The sequence below is a fragment of the Roseibium polysiphoniae genome, from assembly GCF_014842925.1.
Classification (GTDB): domain Bacteria; phylum Pseudomonadota; class Alphaproteobacteria; order Rhizobiales; family Stappiaceae; genus Roseibium; species Roseibium polysiphoniae.
In genome coordinates this window covers 45,460-61,503 of sequence record NZ_JACYXJ010000006.1, presented here as the reverse complement: position 1 = coordinate 61,503, position 16,044 = coordinate 45,460, and the positions used below count along the sequence as shown (strand labels likewise).

The following is a 16,044-nucleotide window of genomic DNA, read 5'->3' as shown; positions in this document are numbered from 1 at the left end:
GTAAGCGTTGCGGTCAACAGCATCATCGGGAGGTCGCGTCGTGGGCGAGACGATAGATTATTTTTACTCGCATGTTTCACCGTGGGCCTACCTCGGACATGACGCGGTAAGGGCGGTTGCGGAAAGACACGGCGCCGTTCTTTGTGCGCGGCCTGTTGATCTGTCGGGGGTTTTCGACGCCTCCGGTGGATTGCCGCTCGGCAAGCGCCATCCGGCGCGCCAAGCCTGTCGATTCATCGAATTGCAGCGCTGGAAGGACAAGCGCGGTGTGCCACTCTCCTTCAAGCCGAAGTTCTTTCCGACGAAGCCGGGATTGGCTGATCGCAGTGCGATTGCCTTGGCGCAGGCCAACGGGCCCGTGTTGGAATTTTCAGCTGTAATGTTCAGGGCGATCTGGGCGGATGATCTGGATATCGCCGAAGAGAACGTTGTACGACAGGGGCTAGAGGCTGTGGGCGTTGATCCGGATGAGCTGATATCCAAGGCTGAAGGTGCAGAGGTCATCGGTCAGTATCAGCAAAATCAGCAGGATGCCGTTGACGCTGGTGTGATCGGCTCACCTTGCTACGTTCTAAAGGGCGAGCCTTTTTGGGGGCAGGACCGCATTGACCTTCTCGAAGATGCGTTCATCAGTGGCCGCCCCGGCTATACCTCGTTGTAGTCAGCCGCGGTGGGAGATGAGCTTGCACACTTTTCGAAGACAATCGGTTTGAAAGTCACCCTTTTGCCATCTCAAACTGACAAGCATCAATTAACCTGCCACAAGATCGAAACAGTGTGGCAAATGCATCGGCGGGAAGACGTGAAATGGCGCTAGGGACGAGACGAAGCGGTTGTTTGGTGTGGAGCTTGATCGCATTGGCAAGCATTGCTGTTGCCGTGCCGGGGCCGCAAATTGCAAACGCCCAAGGTCAGACTACGGTCGAGACTGAGCGCGATGCGGATCCAAAAGCAGACCTCGAACAGGAAAAGCGCTATGCGCTCGTTCCTTCCGGCGACGACATTCTTCGGATCGATCGTGAAGCAGGTAGCGTCAGTTTTTGCCGCAAGACCAACGACATCTGGCGTTGTGTGCCGGCGCCGTTGGCAGAGGAAGCCTATCTGGCCGAGATTGCATCGCTTGCCGATGAAGTCGATGAGCTGAAAGCAAGGCTTCGCGAACTGGAAGCTGGCGCTGGCGACTCGCCTATGGGCTCTTTAAATCCCGGCGCGGAGAAGGGTGCAACTTCGCCCGCCATCACAGGTGAGGCTCCAGCTGCCGGCAACACCGACGAGGAGACTGCCAAAGACACACCGCTGTCCGATGAGGATGAAGCTCAGCTGGAGCAGATGCTGAACTTCTCCGAAAAGGCCATGCGGCGTTTTTTCGGTCTGATGAAAGACCTCAGAGATGAGCTCGACAGTCCCGCTGACGGCAACTGACGTCGACGCATCGCTCTTGCCGGCCGGCGCTCTTACCTCTGATTGAGACGCGGGATGTCCTTTTGCGCACCTTCTGGTAGCGGAACGGCCTTCCGCGTTGACAGGTCCATCACGAGCGCGACCACGTCGCAAACTGCGGCCAGTCGTTTCGTGCGGCTTTCAAACAGATGATGGCGAATGCTGAAGGTTTTTTCCTGTGCTCCCGTTGGTGCACTTGCGACCAAGAACATGTCCCCGGTCTTGAGGGGGGAAAGCCAGGAAAGCTTCATTTCGACGGCGACGCGCCCGTAGTTGTGTTCGCTCAAATATTGATGCGTCATCGGCGTTCTTTGCCAGACGTGAGCGACGGCATCGGTGAAGGCAGATAGGGCGAACCCGTCGTCTGCGCGACCATCGGATCCGATATGGCGAGGCAGAACCGTTCCGCGGAAACAGATTTCAGCGCCAGCCGACAGCGTGGCATCAAGTGTCGCGCGCGAACCGGCAGGAGAAGCCACTATGCCTCGCGGCGCTGCCTCTATAGGCATGTTGCCAAGCACGGACTTGAAACGATTTCTCAGGTCCTTCGCAGAGGCCGTCCCAGGCTCGTATCCGTCGATTGCCGTGGCGGCCAAGTCTCCGGTCCCACCGTTGCGCAGCTCGTGCACGACAGTCAGCATGTGTGGGCCATCAAAGGCAACGAAGGATTTGACCGTGATCAGGTCGCCGGTCCTCAATTCCTTGTGGTAGCGCACGTGACGCACCCGCCTTGCCCCAACAACGGCATCACTGAGACCGCTTAGGAGTTGAAACTGCCGGTCGGCCTCTTCAAATCGGCTAAAATAATACTGAACGTTCAGGTGGTCGTTTTCATCACATTCCCAGCGGTTAATGAATGAGAATAGTGTATCTTGAGCGTTCATTGCCGTTTTTTGCCTATTTTTCTGGAGCTATTCTGTATTAGATCTGGCTGGATTTTTCGGAACTTCCTCCTGGGTGAGGAGGGTCGTAATACTTGAACACCGAACTTGTAATTGTCGATAAACCGGTGATTGTATTTGTTTTTCCGATTGTTTCTGAAAAATCCTGCTTCCAATCTCCGGTCGGATCTGAACGGCTGTGATCTTGGGTTTGTCCCATCTTCACACTGGTCAATAAGTGCTCCCAGACGGTAGAGTGCCGGCTCAAAATTCTTACCGCGAACGCATAGGGAGCCCTGGACAATGACGCTGAATCCCATAGGTGTGTGGACCCTTGATGGCGACGGGACGCAACTGCGCCAGGCGATGGGGCGTCTCGTGGTTTCCACAGCTCCGCGCGGCTTTCATTCACTTACGGACCCAGTCAATCGGTGGCTGGCGGAAAATGCGGCCGGAGATGGGCTGCTGACCGTATTCTTGAGGCATACATCCGCCTCGCTGGTCATTCAGGAAAACACCGATCCGGATGTCCAGGCCGATCTGGTTGATGCTCTGGACCGTTTGGCGCCAGAAGATATTGACTACAGGCACAGCCTTGAGGGCCTTGATGACATGCCCGCTCACGTGAAGACCATGCTGACAGGCGTCAGCTTGCAGGTGCCAGTTGTGGGCGGTCGTCTGGATCTTGGAACCTGGCAGGCGCTCTACCTGACCGAGCACAGGGTGCAAGGGCATCAGCGGTCAGTCACCATGCACTACTTCGGCACTTGATAGAGTTGCCTGCTGACCTGTTTCAGAGCGCTGCTGATGTGTGAAATGTGATAACCGCTGTTCCTGCCAAGCTGCGGTCGCCTTCAAAGGCGAAGCCTGGATTTGAGTATTTTCCCGCAGTGGCACCGGCGAGAATCAGGGCTATCAAAGCGTAGATCCAGATGTTCATCTCAACGATCCGTCTCAAGATGTGGTGATGGGGTCCGAAATCTGCTGTGTACGTATTTTTATGATTGAACTTTAGTCTATATTAGACTTTAGAATAGCAGATGGCAACATGAGGTGACGTCAGTCTGTTGTGCAGTGCGGTGACATCGGAGAAATCACCCGGTTACTGGTGTTTATCTTGGGTGACGCTTGGGAAGTCGCGAGTTGGCGCTTTTCGTTGATCTCTCGCAGGGCCAGGGTCGAAACCGTCAGTGTCCGGGTCGGCGCGGCGCAACAGAAAAAAGTTCGCCAGCGCACCATAAGCCCAATGACGGATTTGACTTGAGAATTCATTGCAGTGCAAACATGCTGGTTAGAATAGCTGAAGCAGAACCTGCGTAGAACGCTAGGCTAAAAAGAAATGGGGTGCATAAAGCACTTGGGGCGCATCTTTCATCCGCTTGCCGGGCAACGCGTAGAGACATCTCTTGGCGTTCGCAGGCAGGCTTTTGCGGGCAAAGACCGGGCAGACTTGTCTGCTCATTTTGGTCGTAGCCATGATGGATGTATCGACGGGTTGGTTTTGGAGATAAGACCAAGCTGAAGAGCCAGGGCTTTTGCCGAAGAGGGAGGAAACCGGAGTGCCGGATACAGCAGCGTTTCGTTTTATCATTGCCGACGACCATCCGCTGTTTCGGGGGGCGTTGAAGCAGACACTCGAGACGCAATATCCCAACGCGCGCATCGACGAGGCCGGCGCCCTGGAGGATGTCACCGGAAAATTGGAAGAAGGCGGCGATGTGGATCTCATATTGCTCGATCTTACCATGCCGGGCATGCGCGGCTTTTCCGGCTTGATGTACCTGCGGGCACAATATTCCGGCGTGCCGGTTGTGATTGTCTCTGCCAATGAGGAAGCGCAGGCGATACGTCGCTGCATTGAGTTTGGAGCTTCCGGCTTCATTCCAAAATCCCACGGCATCGAGGTTATCCGGGAGGCGATCGCAGCCGTTATGGAAGGCAACATGTGGACGCCGCCGGAGGTTGATCTCGGGGCCGATGATGGCAGTGCGGATCTTGTTCAGCGCCTGGCGACACTGACACCTCAGCAGGTGCGTGTGCTCATGATGCTGTCGGAAGGCCTCCTGAACAAGCAGATCGCTTATGAGCTTTCCGTGTCCGAGGCGACCGTGAAGGCGCATGTGTCGGCGATCCTTCAAAAGCTCGGCGTGGAAAGCCGCACACAGGCCGTGATTGCCGCTTCGAAGATCGAGGCCGGCCAATGGCAGATGGGCGGCGAAGGTGAGGATCAGGCTGTGAGCGCGACCTGATCGACTGGCTTCAAGCCTTCTCTTTCGATAGTCAGCTTACTCGGCTGCGGTGAGCCCTGCGCGGCAGCGGGCGAGGTGCGCCCGCAAGGCTGCCGGCTTGACCGGCTTGTTGAACATGTCAATTGATTTGGCCGCCGCTTCCGCGCGAACGGCGCGGCTTCGGTCAGCCGTCACCAGGATCGCCGGAAGGTCGGCGCCGAACTTCCATCGTAGACGGACCACGGCTTCAATCCCGGTGCCTTCATCGAGGTGATAGTCGATCACCACGATGTCCGGGGTCTTGTTTGCTTCCGCCAGGTATTGGGCCGCTTCCAGATCGTCCCTGGCGGTGATCACGTCGCAATGCCAATTCTCCAAGAGGTGACGCATGCCGTTGAGGATGTCCGGCTCGTTGTCGATGGCCAGCACGCAAAGCCCGTCCAGTTGACCGGCGGCGACGGGAGCCTTGGGAGCCGCGACTTCCAGCGGAACCGGGGCAGCCTGAGGCAGCTCTACCCGGAAACAGGAACCGCTTCCGGGGGCTGAGACAAGCTGAACCGGATGATCCAGAACGTGAGAGATGCGATCCACGATGGACAATCCAAGACCCAGCCCCTTGGCGACGCGCATGCCATCGTCAAGACGTTGGAACTCTTCGAAGATCAGCTTCTGTTTGGTTTCGGGTATGCCCATGCCGGTATCATGAACCTCGACGACCACCTTGCCGCCGCGGCGCCTGCAGCCGACCAGAACCTTGCCGTGTGTCGTGTATTTGACGGCGTTCGAAACCAGGTTCTGCAGCAGGCGGCGCAGGAGCCTGCGGTCTGAGCGGATCGAGACGCTCGTTGAGACAAAGCGCAGATCAAGACCCTTGTCCCGCGCCACCGGCTCGAACTCCAGTTCCAGAGCCTTGAGCAGCACATCGAGACGGAAGATCGTTTGCTCCGGCTTGAGGGCGCCCGTGTCCAGGCGGGAGATGTCGAGAACCGCGCCGATAATGTCTTCGACAGATTCGAGGGCTGCCTCAACGTTCCGCACAAGTCCGCCGCTCTCGCCTTCCTGCAATTGATCGACGAGCACGGATGCATAAAGCCGTGCGGCGTTCAGCGGCTGCAGAATGTCATGACCGGCCGCTGCCAGAAAACGCGTCTTACCGATGTTGGCTTCTTCGGCAGCGTGCGTTGCCTGAACCAGACGCTGGTTCACGTGGGTCAGTTCTTCGGTTCGCTCCCGCACGCGTCGTTCGAGGGTTTCATTGGCGCGCGCAAGCGCATCCTCCGCCATGACCCGCTCGGTGATATCGGTGTAGGTCGTCACGATGCCGCCGTCGGGCATCGGGCTGATCCTGACCTCCAGGACAAGCCCGGACGATGTCATGCGCTCCTGGAAGGTCTCCTGGACAACCACCAGTTTTTCCAGTCGGTCAGCTACAATCGCCTCGACAGGACCGTCGCCGTGTTCGCCGCGAACGGCGTTGTGGCGGATGATGGTATCGAGCGTTGTTCCGACCTGTCCGTATTCCGAAGGCAGGCCGAGGAGATCGCGGAATTGGCGGTTCCAGCAGATGAGCCGCAGGTCCCGGTCAAAGACGCCGATGCCCTGACGGACCTGATCAAGCGCAGTCTGCAGGAGGTCACGGTTATATTGGATCGCCGCCGACGCATCATCGAGCAGTTTGACGGCGCCCTTTGTCGACGGATCATGCCGTTTCAGCATCAGCGACAGGACAAGGCGCGAAGAGGCCGCGCCAATGGCACTGGCCAGCAGTTGCTCGGAAAAGCGCAGAAGGTTTGCGTCAGCGGTCGCGTCCGGATCGAGCACAAGTCCGCGTTCGCGCGCATAGCGGTTGAAGGACCGGTCGGTCCGTTCCTCGCCAAGGTATCTGGCGATGGTGGCTTTGAGATCACCGCTGGTAACGCTTGTGCGCCACAATCGTAGGCCGGGAGCCGGCGCCAGGTCGACCGGCACAAAGATGTTGGCCTGCAGTTTTTCAGCAGGTTCCGGTTGGCGCATCAGCGACACAATGACGAACAGGAACACGTTGACCAGGAGGCTCCAGAGCGTGCCGTGAACAAAGGGGTCAAGCTCGATCCCGAGAAGTGACTGGGGCTTGAGCATCTCCAGTCCCAAGGGCCCGGTCTGAAGAATCGTGCTCGAAATCAGCCCGGATTCGGCAAATGTCGGCAACAGCAAGGTGTAGAGCCAGAACGCAAAGCCAACGGCCATTCCGGCGATCGCGCCGCGCGCCGTCGCCCTGCGCCAGACCAATGCTCCGACAAAGGCCGGTGCAAATTGGGCAATGGCGGCAAATGACAGAAGCCCGATGGACACAAGCGCGGCCGTGTCACCTGCGGTGCGATAATAGGCGTAGGCAAGCAGCAAAATGGCGAAGATTGCCGTCCGGCGAACGTTCAGCAACAAGCGGCTCATGTCCTTGCCGCTGACCGCGATGATCTCGTCTTCGCTGCGCCGGCGCAAGATCAGCGGTACCACGATGTCGTTTGAAATCATGATCGCCAGAGCGACCGTGGCCACAATGACCATCGCTGTTGCCGCCGAAAGACCGCCGATGAAGGCAAAAAGCGCGAGCCAATGCTGTCCTGCATCGATTGGCAGGGCGAGCACAAACGTGTCTGGGTTGATGTCCTCACCAAAGCGCAGCAGGCCGGCTGCGGCGATTGGTACGACGAACAGGTTGATCAGGATCAGGTAAAGCGGAAACAACCAGACGGCGCGTCGCAGCTCGGCTTCGGAGTTGTTCTCGGTCACCGTGACGTGGAACTGACGCGGAAGCAGGATCACGGCAAAGGTCGACAGAACCGTCATGACCAACCAGTTGCCCTGATTGAGCGGCTGCTCGAAGACTTCTGCGACTTCTGGCGCGCCGGAGATGGCCCGGACCAGGTCGAAGGGGCCGTCATACAGTGAATAGGTGACCCAAAAACCGACCGCGAGGAAGGCAACCAGCTTGACAATCGCTTCTGCTGCGATCGCCAGCATCAGGCCTTCCTGGTGTTCTGTTGCATCGATGTGGCGCGTGCCAAAGAGCCAGGTGAAGATCGCCATGCCGATCGCGATCAGCAGCGTGATGTCATCAAAGACTGGGAAATAGCTGCTGCCACCTGGCGGCATCAGCGGCCCGATCATCGTCGTGATCGACTGGGAGACCGCTTTCAGCTGCAAGGCGATGTAGGGGATGATGCCAATGACTGCGATGATCGTCGCGACGGCGGCAACCGACTGGCTCTTGCCATAACGCGCACCAATGAAATCGGCGATCGACGTAATACGCTCGGTTTTCGCTACCCGAATGATTCGGCGCAGGATCGGGTAGCCAAGGGCAAACACCAGCATCGGGCCGATGTAGATCGTCAGGAACTCCATGCCGGTCCGGCTGGCACCGCCGACCGAGCCGTAGAACGTCCAGGATGTGCAATAGACGGAGAGCGAAAGGGCATAGATGAACGGCCTGCCACGTCTGCCCGGTACGAACCGGCGCGGCATGCGATCGCCATAACTGGCAATGGCGAAGAGCAGCAGGATGTATCCCACAGCCGAAAATATCACGAGCCATCCATGCAACATGCGCGGGCTCTTCCCTCCCTGCTGTCCGCCCTGTCCTGACGGTCTCGTCAGGCTCTAATCGGATCCAAACGCTCAGCAACCGGATCCGACCATAAGTGCTGTGTTGTGTCTATTGGTCTTGCGGTTGAGTGCAAGCAACGAGAAATCTGCTTGTCGGAAGGTTCATAAAGGTTCTATTTACCATTCCGCAGAAGATCATTCCGATTTTCTGTTCGGGGAAAAGACTAACGGGGACTACCTTTAATGTTGAAAGAATTCAAAGAGTTTGCCGTCAAAGGCAACATGGTCGACATGGCTGTCGGCATCGTCATTGGTGCAGCATTCAGTGCAATCGTTTCATCCATGGTTGATGATATCATCATGCCGCCAGTCGGATTGATGCTGGGCAATATCGACTTTTCCGAGATGTTCCTGCTCTTGAAGCAGGGCACGCCTGAAGGCCCCTATGCAACGGTAGCTGCCGCAAAGGAAGCGGGCGCAGTAACCTGGAACATTGGCCTCTTCATCAATGCCATCATCAAGTTCGTGATCGTGGCTTTCGCACTTTTCATCGTGGTCAAGGGTGTGAACAACATGCGCCGCAAGGAAGAAGCAGCGCCGGCGGCACCTGCAGCTCCTGCAAAGGAAGTTGTTCTGCTCGAGGAAATTCGCGACCTGTTGAAGAAGTAAATTCTACTCTTCGGTGTGATGCGCAACCGGGCTTCTCTGAGAAGTCCGGTTGTTTTTTTGAAGGAATACACTGAGTTGATCAGCCGCAGCGGTGGCTTGAAATGGCGAGTGGCCGAGGATCGCGAGGTTCGCGCCCTATTTTGTTGCGATCTTGTGAAAATTCACGATCTTGCCACGCCTCAATGCGGCTCGTAGGAACGAAACTATTGATCGAATTGTTGAATGGGTCGCAGCGCAGGCTTGAGACTATGCCTTGCCGAGTTACGTGATTACCCTTAAACCTGAATTCGAAAGCGTCCTCGAAGTGGGCTTGGGACCGGGGCGATGGATCAGGGACTAGACGAACATAGCGAGCGGCAAGCGACCGTCTCTGACGCACGTCTGGCGAGTGTTTTTGACACCGCTGCCGATGGCATCGTCGTGATTAATGAACGCTGTCAGGTGCTTGCCTTCAACAAGGCATGTGAGAAGCTGTTTGGCTACACGGCCGCCGAACTAATTGGCGACAACGTCATGAAAATCATGCCGGCAGATTTCGCCGCTGCACATGACGGTTTCGTCCAGCACTATCTCGATACCGGTGAGAAGAAGATTATCGGAATTGGCCGCGAGGTTCGTGGACGACACAAGGACGGTACGGAGTTTCCTGTCGAGCTGTCCGTCGGCGATGCGTCGACCAGCGAAGGTCGTCAGTTCATCGGCATCCTGAGGGATCTGAGGTCCCGGAAGTCCGTCGAAGAAAGACTGGCTCAGGCCCAGGCACAACTCGTCCACATGACCCGTATCAGTGCCATGGACGAGATGGGCGCGGCGATTGCGCATGAACTCAACCAGCCGCTGACAGCCATCTTGCTCTACCTGCAGTCAGTATCCCGCAAGGCCGGCGCCAGCGCCGACTTCGACCCGATGATGCTCAGCGTCATTTTGAAGGCGGAAAAGGAAGCAGAGCGCGCCGGTGAAATCATTCAACGGATGCGCCAGCTTGTAGAAAAGAAAGAGCCGGAGCGTGAGCAAATCGAGGTTGCTTCCTTCGCGAAGGCCTGTATCGAGCTCGTTGAGCTCGGCACCAATGAGCGACGCTCTCTGTTCACGTCTTCCGTAGAGCCCGGGTTGCCGACGCTCCCTGCCGATCCGGTTCAGATCAGGCAGGTCTTGGTCAACTTGCTGAAAAACGCTCGTGAAGCGATCAGTGAAAGCAAGACCAAAAATGTTCACCTCGCGGCCGATCTGAAGGATGGCTTTGTTGAATTTCAGGTCAGTGATACGGGAACAGGGGTTCCCGAGGATCTCGTACCTGAGCTCTTCAAGGCCTTTACCGGCAAGAAGCAGAAGGGCCTTGGATTGGGGCTCGCCATTTCAAGGTCGATCGCCCAGAACCACGGCGGTGACCTCTTGCTCGGCCCAAGCGTTTCCGGGCGCGGAGCAACATTTATCTTGAAATTACCGGTCGGTACTGCGCGCCGCGCAAATGACGCCGGCGCACTGTGTGACTGAGCACGGCTGATGTCGAACGGCAGGCCGGTTCAAATTGGAAGGACGTGACAAGAATGACGAACGATGCGAAAGCCATCTACATCGTTGATGACGACCCGGCGGTGCGTGATGCGCTGTCTGTCGTGTTCAGCATGGAGGGTTTCGTGGTTGAGACCTTTTCAGATGGCGACACGTTCGTAAATTCCGCGAGCAAGACCCATCCGGCCTGCGTTGTTCTTGATGTCCATATGCCGGGCCGCTCCGGTATCGAAATCCTGAAGGCGTTGAATGGCGAGGATTATCCCGCGCCGATTTTCATCATCTCCGGTCAGGGCGATATCCCCATGGCGGTCGAGGCGATCCGGAATGGCGCCTTTGATTTCATTGAAAAGCCCTTTACCGCCGAGACCGTGGTGGGCCGGATCAATGACGGCATCGCGGCGATGGAAAAGCGTCAGCTGGAAAACGATCCGACCGTCTTTGAGGGGTCGGATCTTTTGACCCGGCGGGAGCGTGACGTCCTGCAGGAAATCACCGGCGGAGCCTCAAACAAGGAAGCTGGCCGCATCCTGGGGATCAGTCCAAGGACCGTTGAGGTTCACAGGGCCCGGATCATGGAAAAACTGGGTGCCCGAAACGCGGCTGACCTGGTTCGGATTGTCCTGGGCCGGGCATAGAGCTGGACAGGTGGCGTCATCTAGGCGCCGCCTCTGATTGCAGCGGCCGCAAACACATACTCTGAGTACGGCTTTCGCAGCGAAAATTCGTGTTTGTGCGTACTGAAAACCTGCATGTTTTGCTCTACATTGGGCGGTCTGTACCAGTCTGAATTCTGAAAGCAAAACTCCGTGCGTATTCACATAATCGAGGATGATCTGGCGGTCTCTGATGCCTTGGCCACTGTTTTGAGTGTCCTTGGTCATGCACCGCTTTGCTATCCCGATGCGGAGAGTTTTCTGGCAGAGCCAGCACCTGATTCCGAAGATCTGGTGATTGTTGATCTGGGCCTTCCTGGTATCGGCGGGGAGGAAGTGGTCCGGCGCCTGGAGCTGAGCGAGGAGCCGCCACGGGTGATCGTGATTTCCGGCCATTCAAAGTCCAAGCTGGAGCGAAAGCTGCCACAGTTTGCCTCCATGACTGTTCTGCGCAAGCCTCTGTCATTTCCGGCACTTGCAGAACATTTGAACTGATTTCCCCTTCCAGAAAATCTCCCGAGGCGATCAGTCTCACTCGGTAAAAAACTCGACCATCTTGGTGTACTTCATGCAGCTCGACCTGCGGTAACTGCTTAGGGATACTTACGTATTCCATATGGTAACTATGTAGTTGGCCTTACGCATTCGACCGAATTTCTTGATCGAGATCATCGGTCTAGCTTGTTCTTAGCAAGGGCGTTGGGCAGTCGGACGGGACTGAGCCAACACTGACCGGGATAGGCAGAAGATGATCTTCTGTTCCTCATGTCTATTGTGCCCCTTGCTGCGTAAAGGAGGGGTCTGAAATGGCATACCTGGAACACGAAGCGAACGGTCAATATGGCGCTGCGCGGGCGGCTGCGCGCCCCATGGCAGTGGCAACTCAACCGACATTTGAGGCCTTCGGCGCCAAACTCACGAAATTCGGCGCGCATGACGTCGTGTATTACGAGGGCGACGAGGCAAAGCGTCTCTATCAGCTGGCAAGCGGCACGATCATGCTCTTCAAGCTGCTCCCGGACGGACGGCGCCAGGTTGTCGAAATCCTGCGCCCCGGCGACATCTTCGGTTTGTCCGCCGGTGAGGAACAGGACTGCACCGCTGAAACGCTGACTGAAGCGACGGTTCGTGAAGTTGATCTGAAGCAGGTCGAAGCATCGGTTGATCTTCAGCGTCAGCTCACAAAGTGCCTGACCAACCAGATGAACATTCTGCACGAACACGCAGTGTTGCTAGGCCGCAAGTCTGCCGTCGAGCGCGTTGCATCGTTCTTGATGTACCTCGTGCCCAACCGTGGTGGCGGTGTTGGCTGTGTCGGACCTGATCCGAGCAAGTCTGACGATGGGTGTGATCTCCAGCTGCATATGACGCGCCAGGAAATCGCGGACTACCTCGGTCTGACGATCGAAACTGTGAGCCGTGTGGTCTCTGACCTCAAGCGCCGCGGCGTGATCCGGATCGATCGGTCCGACAAGATCCATCTGAACCGGATTTGCGGTCTTTGCCAGATGACCGGCATTCACTGAGTTCCCAAAAACTTCGGGGCCCACCGAACTGTGCATCCTCCCATCGGCCCCCTTGCCGGCGCAGCCCCTGCGCCGGCTTTTTTGTCAGCTGTTTTGCCCCGGACGTGGGCGGGGAAAGATTGACCGAGGAAACCTCGCCACCAAAACTTATGCTCAGACAGCCATGGAATGCTTGCCCGCGCCGGCGTCTCGCCCGCCAAGATAGGCATCGAAAGCTGCCGCGGCGAGGCGGACATAGCTCTGGCCTCTCTTCGGAATGACCACCGTCCAGCCATTCAGCTGAACCAGACCCTGGTCGACCAGCTCCTGAAGCGCATCTATCGACGGCAGAAGATCAGCTGGTTCGGTGCCGAACAGCCGGGAGGTCTCTTCAATGTCGCACAGATGATTGGTCATTAGTTGTTCGATGATGCTGCCACGCAGGCGGTCGTCCGTGCTCAGTGCCATGCCTTTGGCAACAGGAAGCTTGCCATCCGAAATGGCCCGGCTCCAATGCCTGACGTCAGGCATGTTCTGGACGTAGCCCTGGCTGAGCTTCCCGATTGACGAAACGCCAAAACCGATCAGCTGGTCGCCCGTGTCCGTGGTGTAGCCCTGAAAATTCCGGCGCAGCTGCCCCTGTTGCTCCGCGATCGCCATGGAATCGTCCGGTCTGGCAAAATGATCGAGGCCGATCGCCAGGTACCCGGCGCTCAAGAGGTCGGCGCGAGCCGCTTCAGCGAGGGCAAGGCGCTCTGCAGCGGAGGGAAGGCGGCTTTCATCAATCAGGCGCTGATGTTTTTTCATCCATGGCACATGGGCATAGCCGAAGAGCGCAATCCGGCCCGGATTCAGCTCAACGGTGCGCGCAACCGTGTCACGGATGGTCTCTAGCGATTGTTCCGGCAAGCCATACATCAGGTCGAAGTTCAACGCAGCCAGACCGGCATGCCGCAGCCGCTCCGTTGCGGTCTTGACGAGGTCATAGGACTGAACGCGGCCAATTGCGACTTGAACAGTGGGGTCGAAATCCTGAACGCCAAGGCTTGCCCGATTGACACCCATCGTCACCAGCGTTTCGGCGAGGGATGCGCTGACGTAGCGTGGATCAAGCTCGATGGCGTGTTCGATGTCTGGTGAAAAATCAAACAGGACCCGCATCATCCCGGCAAGGTCTAGAAGGCTCTGCTCAGGCAACAGGCTAGGCGTCCCGCCGCCCCAGTGAATGTGCCTGACCTGACCCGGTGTCTTGAGGTGATCGGCGACCAGTTCCAGCTCTTGACCAAGCGTTTTGGCGTAGGAAAGAAGCGGGGCCTCCTGGCGCGTTGCCTTGGTGTAGCAGCCGCAGTAGTGGCACATCTCACGGCAATAGGGGACGTGCAGATAGAGCGAGAGGCTGTCTCGAGGTGACAGCGCGCCAAGCCAGTCCGAATAGATCGCGTCGGTAACGCCCGCATTAAAATGCGGCGCAGTCGGATAACTGGTATAGCGCGGCACGTTGCGCATGGCATAGGATGAGAATGTGTCAGTCATTCCGGCAAACTGACGTGAGCGCGCCCTTCAGTCTTTGATCTTTCGCAAGGTGAAGGAAATCAGGTCAGGTTTGCCATCCCGAAAATCGGCTCAGGAAGTAGAAGATGGTGCAGGACGCCTTCCAGCTCGATCCAACTCGGCTTCATCTGTTCGGCTCTTTTGACAGCGCCAATCTGGTGGTGCGCTTCATTCTCGAAGAGCTCGAAATGGATTATCGCTTCGTCGAGATCAATCGCGCCAATCGAATGAACAGGTCCCCTGAATATCTCAAACTCAACCCGCAAGGCTTGCTGCCGGTCCTGATTGATCCCGATCAGAAAGAGCCTCTTTTCGAGACGGCTGGGATTCTTCTTTACCTGGCCGACAAGACCGGGCGGCTGGCGGCCCAGGTGGCGTCGCCTGACCGGGGTAGGCTCCTGTCGTGGCTGTTCTTTCTGTCCAACACGTTGCACGCCGATCTCAGGATATCTTTTCGCCCGGAGCGCTACATGTCGGATGAGGCTGGGATGCCGCATCTGGCCGCCGCCCTGGAGACCCGGATCGAACAAGGCTTCTCGCATCTGGAAACGGCATTCCAAGGGTCGGCGGGTCCCTACATGCTGGGTTCGACCCCCTCGCTTCTCGACTTCTATGCCGCGGCCTGTGTGCGGTGGTATCATCTCTATCCTGCGGCGCGGGTGTTCGATGCGGATCGCTGGCCGGCGCTTCACGGCATGTTGTCGCTGCTGCAGGACCGGCCGTCGGTTCAGCGGGCGATTGCCATGGAGGAAATCAGCGGCTCTGCATTTCTGGAGCCTCAGCGGCCCGATCTGGACGAGGCAGCCTTGCTGGGCACCTGAGGTCCAACATCTTTTCAAAAGGACATTGCGTTGAATTTGAATTGGCCATCATGGCAGACGTTGCGCTCGATTGCTCTGACGGTTGCTCTTGGAGCGGCCGGAGGACTGGTCTTCACAGCTATGGGCCTGCCCGCGGCGGGGATGTCTGGTGCGATGGTGGCTGTCGCTGCAGCTGCGCTTGGCAGGCTGCCGGTCTCCTTGCCCGATCCTTTGCGCGACGCCCTCTTTGTCGTCTTGGGGCTCTCCATGGGGGCGGGCGTAACCCCTGAGGTGGTCGAGCGGGTGAGCGATTGGCCATGGACGATGGCGGCGCTCCTGGTTGTGGTGGCCCTGGTCACGGGGGCAACATTCATATTCTTGCGCTATGCCGTTCGATGGGATTCTGAGGCCGCCTACTTTGGCGCGATCCCGGGAGCGCTGTCCTTCGTCATGGCACTTGCTGCAGAAAGACAAGTTGATCTGGCGCGGATCGCTGCGTCCCAATCAACCCGGCTCTTGATCCTGATTGTGGTGCTGCCACTTTTCATCACGTCCACCGCCAGCCATCCGCCACACGGTCTTGAACGCGATGTCTTGCCGACGCTTCTCCAGATGGCGATCCTGTTCGCGCTGTGCATCGGCGCAAGTTTTGTGGCAGTGCGTGTCGGCGTCCCCGGAGGATGGATGACGGGGGCGTTCTTCATGAGTTCAGCCTTGAATGCGTCGGGCGTGATCCCGGTGGCATTGCCCGAGTTTGTCTTGATTCCCTGCTACATCGGCCTTGGCTGTTTTATCGGAAGCCGGTTCAGTTCAACGTCGCTGACCGTGTTTCTCCGCATCATCAAGGCGAGCATGGGGGCTGTCGCTGTCGGTTTATGCGTCTCCACCATGATCGCGTTGGTCGTTTCGACCGTTCTCGGCTTGCCATTCGGCCAGTTGCTCCTGGCCTATGCGCCAGGTGGCCTCGAAGTCATGACGTTGCTGGCGTTCATGATGGATCTGGACCCGGCGTTCGTTGCCGCGCATCAGCTGGTTCGCTACATCGGCATGGTGCTGCTTCTGCCCTTTGCGACCCGGTTTTTCCTCGGCTCGAGATAAGGTCCGCGCGCCAGATTTGTGGCCCCTCCGCCGATTCTCGGCAAATCGCCGTTGCTTCCTCTTCAGGCTTGTTTTCTCCGCGCAAATTGCCGCAGCGACTCCGTGACGACCATCTTTTG

At 57.6% G+C, this 16,044-nt stretch carries 15 protein-coding genes; 11 read left to right on the top strand and 4 right to left on the bottom strand.

The annotated features are described in order from the left end of the window. Positions 1–40: 40 nt before the first annotated feature. The gene (locus tag IG617_RS16060) at positions 41–661 is read left to right on the top strand and encodes a DsbA family protein (protein WP_192110276.1); all 621 of its coding nucleotides are present in this window, start codon (positions 41–43) and stop codon (positions 659–661) included. 197 nt (positions 662–858) lie between these two features. Next, on the top strand, positions 859–1,422 hold the full coding sequence (locus tag IG617_RS16055) for a hypothetical protein (RefSeq protein ID WP_192110275.1): 564 nt from the start codon (positions 859–861) through the stop codon (positions 1,420–1,422). 32 nt (positions 1,423–1,454) lie between these two features. Here the strand turns inward: IG617_RS16055 and IG617_RS16050 are convergent, their stop codons facing one another. Then, complete coding sequence (locus IG617_RS16050) at positions 1,455–2,156, bottom strand: thioesterase family protein (protein ID WP_209008554.1); 702 nt, start codon at positions 2,154–2,156, stop codon at positions 1,455–1,457. 468 nt (positions 2,157–2,624) lie between these two features. Here IG617_RS16050 and IG617_RS16045 point away from each other — a divergent pair, with 468 nt between their 5' ends. Next, positions 2,625–3,092 (top strand): secondary thiamine-phosphate synthase enzyme YjbQ, encoded by a 468-nt coding sequence (locus tag IG617_RS16045; RefSeq protein WP_209008553.1) that lies wholly within the window; start codon positions 2,625–2,627, stop codon positions 3,090–3,092. A gap of 22 nt (positions 3,093–3,114) precedes the next feature. On the opposite strand, the gene IG617_RS16040 is transcribed toward IG617_RS16045, so the two are convergent. After that, positions 3,115–3,261 carry a hypothetical protein gene (locus IG617_RS16040; protein ID WP_192110273.1) on the bottom strand — a complete coding sequence of 49 codons (147 nt, stop codon included), beginning with the start codon at positions 3,259–3,261 and terminating at the stop codon, positions 3,115–3,117. Between the two features lie 619 nt (positions 3,262–3,880). Here IG617_RS16040 and IG617_RS16035 point away from each other — a divergent pair. Further along, positions 3,881–4,570: a response regulator gene (locus tag IG617_RS16035; protein ID WP_192110272.1), complete on the top strand. Its 690-nt coding sequence runs from the start codon at positions 3,881–3,883 to the stop codon at positions 4,568–4,570. Positions 4,571–4,606: 36 nt separating this feature from the next. On the opposite strand, the gene IG617_RS16030 is transcribed toward IG617_RS16035, so the two are convergent. Then, positions 4,607–8,134 carry a PAS domain-containing hybrid sensor histidine kinase/response regulator gene (locus IG617_RS16030; RefSeq protein WP_192110271.1) on the bottom strand — a complete coding sequence of 1,176 codons (3,528 nt, stop codon included), beginning with the start codon at positions 8,132–8,134 and terminating at the stop codon, positions 4,607–4,609. 243 nt (positions 8,135–8,377) lie between these two features. On the opposite strand from IG617_RS16030, the gene mscL reads away from it, so the two are divergent. The 5 genes from mscL to IG617_RS16005 all read left to right on the top strand — a co-directional run bounded on the left by mscL (position 8,378) and on the right by IG617_RS16005 (position 12,497). Further along, positions 8,378–8,803 (top strand): large conductance mechanosensitive channel protein MscL, encoded by a 426-nt coding sequence (gene mscL / locus IG617_RS16025; RefSeq protein WP_192110270.1) that lies wholly within the window; start codon positions 8,378–8,380, stop codon positions 8,801–8,803. A gap of 324 nt (positions 8,804–9,127) precedes the next feature. Then, positions 9,128–10,297 carry a two-component system sensor histidine kinase NtrB gene (locus IG617_RS16020; protein WP_192110269.1) on the top strand — a complete coding sequence of 390 codons (1,170 nt, stop codon included), beginning with the start codon at positions 9,128–9,130 and terminating at the stop codon, positions 10,295–10,297. Positions 10,298–10,350: 53 nt separating this feature from the next. Continuing rightward, positions 10,351–10,953 carry a response regulator transcription factor gene (locus IG617_RS16015; RefSeq protein ID WP_192110268.1) on the top strand — a complete coding sequence of 201 codons (603 nt, stop codon included), beginning with the start codon at positions 10,351–10,353 and terminating at the stop codon, positions 10,951–10,953. 171 nt (positions 10,954–11,124) lie between these two features. After that, complete coding sequence (locus IG617_RS16010; protein WP_192110267.1) at positions 11,125–11,466, top strand: response regulator; 342 nt, start codon at positions 11,125–11,127, stop codon at positions 11,464–11,466. Positions 11,467–11,777: 311 nt separating this feature from the next. Further along, entirely contained in the window at positions 11,778–12,497 is a 720-nt protein-coding gene (locus IG617_RS16005) for a Crp/Fnr family transcriptional regulator (protein ID WP_209008551.1), read from the top strand. Positions 12,498–12,650: 153 nt separating this feature from the next. Here the strand turns inward: IG617_RS16005 and hemN are convergent, their stop codons facing one another. Continuing rightward, entirely contained in the window at positions 12,651–14,009 is a 1,359-nt protein-coding gene (hemN, locus tag IG617_RS16000; protein WP_192110266.1) for an oxygen-independent coproporphyrinogen III oxidase, read from the bottom strand. A 104-nt stretch (positions 14,010–14,113) separates the two neighbouring features. Between hemN and IG617_RS15995 the strand changes: the two genes are divergently transcribed. Further along, the gene (locus tag IG617_RS15995) at positions 14,114–14,848 is read left to right on the top strand and encodes a glutathione S-transferase family protein (RefSeq protein WP_192110265.1); all 735 of its coding nucleotides are present in this window, start codon (positions 14,114–14,116) and stop codon (positions 14,846–14,848) included. 30 nt (positions 14,849–14,878) lie between these two features. Further along, positions 14,879–15,925, top strand: coding sequence for an AbrB family transcriptional regulator (locus tag IG617_RS15990; RefSeq protein WP_209008550.1), 1,047 nt, complete (start codon positions 14,879–14,881; stop codon positions 15,923–15,925). Positions 15,926–16,044: the final 119 nt, after the last annotated feature.

What these genes read in the sequence shown, in the direction of transcription:
- IG617_RS16045 (WP_209008553.1), top strand. Translation starts at nt 2,625, where the DNA reads ATGACGCTGAATCCCATAGGTGTGTGGACCCTTGATGGCGACGGGACG.
- IG617_RS16040 (WP_192110273.1), bottom strand. Translation starts at nt 3,261, where the DNA reads ATGAACATCTGGATCTACGCTTTGATAGCCCTGATTCTCGCCGGTGCC.
- IG617_RS16030 (WP_192110271.1), bottom strand. Translation starts at nt 8,134, where the DNA reads ATGTTGCATGGATGGCTCGTGATATTTTCGGCTGTGGGATACATCCTG.
- mscL (WP_192110270.1), top strand. Translation starts at nt 8,378, where the DNA reads ATGTTGAAAGAATTCAAAGAGTTTGCCGTCAAAGGCAACATGGTCGAC.
- IG617_RS16020 (WP_192110269.1), top strand. Translation starts at nt 9,128, where the DNA reads ATGGATCAGGGACTAGACGAACATAGCGAGCGGCAAGCGACCGTCTCT.
- IG617_RS16015 (WP_192110268.1), top strand. Translation starts at nt 10,351, where the DNA reads ATGACGAACGATGCGAAAGCCATCTACATCGTTGATGACGACCCGGCG.
- IG617_RS16005 (WP_209008551.1), top strand. Translation starts at nt 11,778, where the DNA reads ATGGCATACCTGGAACACGAAGCGAACGGTCAATATGGCGCTGCGCGG.
- hemN (WP_192110266.1), bottom strand. Translation starts at nt 14,009, where the DNA reads ATGACTGACACATTCTCATCCTATGCCATGCGCAACGTGCCGCGCTAT.
- IG617_RS15995 (WP_192110265.1), top strand. Translation starts at nt 14,114, where the DNA reads ATGGTGCAGGACGCCTTCCAGCTCGATCCAACTCGGCTTCATCTGTTC.